4 protein-coding genes are annotated in these 3,307 nt (G+C 45.3%); 3 read left to right on the top strand and 1 reads right to left on the bottom strand.

Going from position 1 to position 3,307, the window contains the following annotated elements:
* The 3 genes from ACMJ0U_RS05765 to ACMJ0U_RS05755 form a co-directional block, all read left to right on the top strand.
* Positions 1-192 (top strand): hypothetical protein (locus tag ACMJ0U_RS05765; RefSeq protein ID WP_417128777.1); only part of this gene is annotated, 192 nt, incomplete at its 5' end.
* Positions 189-1,226: an endonuclease/exonuclease/phosphatase family protein gene (locus ACMJ0U_RS05760; protein ID WP_417128775.1), complete on the top strand. Its 1,038-nt coding sequence runs from the start codon at positions 189-191 to the stop codon at positions 1,224-1,226. The genes ACMJ0U_RS05765 and ACMJ0U_RS05760, both read left to right, overlap by 4 nt.
* Before the next feature lie 218 nt (positions 1,227-1,444).
* Positions 1,445-2,134: a hypothetical protein gene (locus ACMJ0U_RS05755; RefSeq protein WP_417128773.1), complete on the top strand. Its 690-nt coding sequence runs from the start codon at positions 1,445-1,447 to the stop codon at positions 2,132-2,134.
* Here ACMJ0U_RS05755 and ACMJ0U_RS05750 read toward each other — a convergent pair.
* A complete protein-coding gene (locus tag ACMJ0U_RS05750) occupies positions 2,058-3,287 on the bottom strand; it encodes an FtsX-like permease family protein (protein ID WP_417128772.1) in 1,230 nt (409 codons plus the stop codon). The two genes, ACMJ0U_RS05755 and ACMJ0U_RS05750, sit on opposite strands and share 77 nt — an antisense overlap.
* Positions 3,288-3,307: the final 20 nt, after the last annotated feature.

Here is a 3,307-nt window from a genome sequence, read left to right as displayed (position 1 = left end):
TTTATTTTATCAAAATCAGGAATCTTATTAAATAAATATAAACCTAAAGGTATTTTTAATCAAAAACATGCTGTACAGCACAAATTACAGACCTTAAAAAAAGAGGAGAACGAATATAATGTCACAATACCCATTCTTTCTTTACAGAAAATTTACCTATCTTTATTACTGAATTTAAATTTCAGACTATGAAAAAAATACTTTTGCTATGTGGGTTATGCTGCCTAATAGGTTACAGCAAAGTGAATGCACAGACAGAACTGAAGGTCTTGCAATGGAACATCTGGCAAGAAGGCACAATGGTTCCTGGAGGATATGAAGCCATTGTTTCAGAAATAGTACGCCTGGAACCGGATTTCGTCACATTCAGTGAAGTCCGCAACTACCACCAAACCCGTTTTTGCGACCGCATTGTCAGCTCTTTACAAGAAAAAGGGAAAACCTACTATTCATTCTACAGCTACGACTCCGGCTTACTCAGCAAACATCCCATCACCGATTCTACTACCGTCTTTCCGGAGAAAGATGATCACGGCAGCATTTACCGCATGGTAGCCTCGGTCAACGGACAGCAGATTGCTGTATACACGGCCCACCTGGATTACCTGAGTGATGCGTATTATAATGTAAGAGGATACGACGGCTCTACATGGAAGGAGATTCCGATTCCGGAAACTGTACAAGAGGTACTGGCCATCAACGATGCCTCTCAACGCGACGATGCAATCCGCGAATTTGTCAAAGCCGCGAATAAGGACATTGCAGAGGGCAGAATGGTAATACTGGGAGGCGATTTCAATGAACCGTCTCATCTGGACTGGATACGTGAGACTAAGGACCTGTATGACCATAACGGACTGATTATCCCCTGGACCGTACCACTGATTCTGGATAATAACGGGTTTATAGATGCTTACCGTACCCTTTATCCTAACGTACTCGATTACCCCGGTTTCACATTTCCATCCGACAATGAGAAAATTCCCACCCAAAAACTAACCTGGGCACCCAAATCGGATGAACGAGACCGCATAGATTACATATTTTATTACCCACACCCTCAACTTGAGCTGAAAAACGCGGCTATCTTCGGACCACGAGGCAGTATCGTAAAAAACCAACGAGTAAAAGAAACGTCTAAAGACCCGTTTATAGAGCCATTGGATACCTGGCCGACCGACCACAAAGGTGTATTCGTGACATTTTTACTGAAAAAACAAAAATAGATTTCTACTCTCTTGGTATTTTTCCAGGAGAAAGTCTTCATACTTCTACATACGTCTACAAAGCCCCTAAGAGAGTTTTTATCTTCGCGCTGAAGACTACTATGTTTTCCTGTCGGAGACCCCACGTTTTCCAACCTGAAGACGTGAGGTTCTACCCTCGGAAACATATAGCCTGGATATTGAAAACATAAACAGAAACTTGTAAAAATTTAAAAGACATGGAAGCGCAGTATGATTTTCTCCCCGTACCGGGTACAAAGAACAGCGAAAAGAACCCTAAACTTTACCCTAAGCTCGTAACCAGAGGAACCGTACCCTTCAGTGACATCATCCGACAGATAGCCCGTTCTTCCGGATTCAAGGAAGGCACTGTAATCGGGGTGATGGAAGAGGTGGAAAAATGGACGTCTTTCTATATCTCCAGAGGAGAATGCGTAGAAATAGGGCATATGGCCTATGCGGTGGCTAACCTGAAAGCTGAAAAGAAAGTGACGGATGAAAGCGAGATTCATGTCCAGAACATCCGATTCGATAAAGTACGGTTCCGCACAAGCAAGAGTTTCAACCGAAGATGCAGGGGTCAGGAACTTTCGCGAGTCAGAACGGACTGGAAATTCCAGAAAAGTTCCGCCCGCTATACGGAAGATGAACGGCTACAACTGCTCATGGCACATTTAAGGCAGCATCCGTTCATCACACGGACAGAATACGGCCTGCTGACCGGACTACAGAAATCGAAAGCCTGGAAAGACCTGAACGGATGGGTTAAAAGCAAGATTTTGGGAAGCAAGGGAAAAGCTCCCCACAAAATTTATGTACTCCCGACAGAAACTATTTCGACAGTAACCGACGACTCAAGTAACGCACCGGATACCATACAGACAGAAAGCCTACAGCCAGTACAGTAAAGAAAATGAGTACCACATCTCCCCAATGTACGCTAACGGGATAGGCGTCGACGATGAAGCTGCCGGAAGCCCCCAGCGAAATCAGCCCGAAGGTCTGTTGCAACCAACAGAGCAGCACTCCCAGCACAATGCCCGACACGGCTCCAATAAATGAAATCAGACGCCCTTCAAAAAGGAAGATACGCACAATCTGCCGGTCGTTTGCCCCCAAGTTACGAAGTGTAACCACATCGTCACGCTTATCTATGATGAGCATAGACAGGGAACCGATGACATTGAAGCAAGCTATCATCAATATGAAGGTCAGAAACAAATAGGATATGAATTTCTCTATTTTCATGATGCGGAACGTGTCGGCCTGCTGTTCGTAACGGTCGAGCACACGAAAACGTTCGCCCAGGTGTTTTTCCAGTTTACGCTTAAAGGCATCTACATCAGTACCTCCTTTCATTTTCAGGTTGATGGCACTGACTTCGGTGGTGTACTGGAACAGTTGTCGGGCAAACTTCAGAGAAGTAAGGATATAGGAGCCATCGTATTTCTCCTGATTTACGGCAAACACCAGTCCGGATGAGAACAGGCTTCCTCCTGTAAAGGAAGCCGCCGGATTGGCCATATTCACCTTAGCCCCACGCTTGGGCGCGTACACTTCCAGCGGGTCCAGGAAACGAATGCCGGTACCCAAGGTAGCCAGCAGTTGCACACCAGGAATGGCATAATCCACCACCTCATCATGAAGCAACAACTCTCCTCGTCCGAAAAGGATGGTATCAATCGGTGTCAGTTCCTCAAAATTGTCTTCCACTCCTTTTATCACAGCCATGGCCTGACGTCCCTGATACTGTACCAGGGCATTGTCTTCCAACGATTCAGAAACAAGCGCCACCTCAGGCATCTTCCGGATGGCAGTAATAGCCTTGTCCTGCCCGTCGAAGACCTTTCCGGCAGCCGGTACAATCTTCAGTTCTGGATCGAAAGCCGTAAACAGATTGGATACCAAATCCTGAAAGCCATTGAACACGGACAAAGTGCAGACCAAAGCCAATGTAGCCAACGCTACCCCACATACGGAAATTCCAGAAATCACATTAATGGCATTATGAGATTTCTTGGAGAACAAATATCTTCGGGCTATGTAAAAAGGAAAGTTCACCGTTATACCTTATTTATATA

The sequence above is a fragment of the Phocaeicola sp. genome, assembly GCF_048170425.1.
Classification (GTDB): Bacteria; Bacteroidota; Bacteroidia; order Bacteroidales; family Bacteroidaceae; genus Phocaeicola.
This window is presented reverse-complemented; position numbering and strand designations above follow the sequence as displayed.

Excerpts from the sequence above, each read along its gene's own strand:
- ACMJ0U_RS05755 (WP_417128773.1), top strand. The coding sequence starts at position 1,445 with ATGGAAGCGCAGTATGATTTTCTCCCCGTACCGGGTACAAAGAACAGC.
- ACMJ0U_RS05760 (WP_417128775.1), top strand. The coding sequence starts at position 189 with ATGAAAAAAATACTTTTGCTATGTGGGTTATGCTGCCTAATAGGTTAC.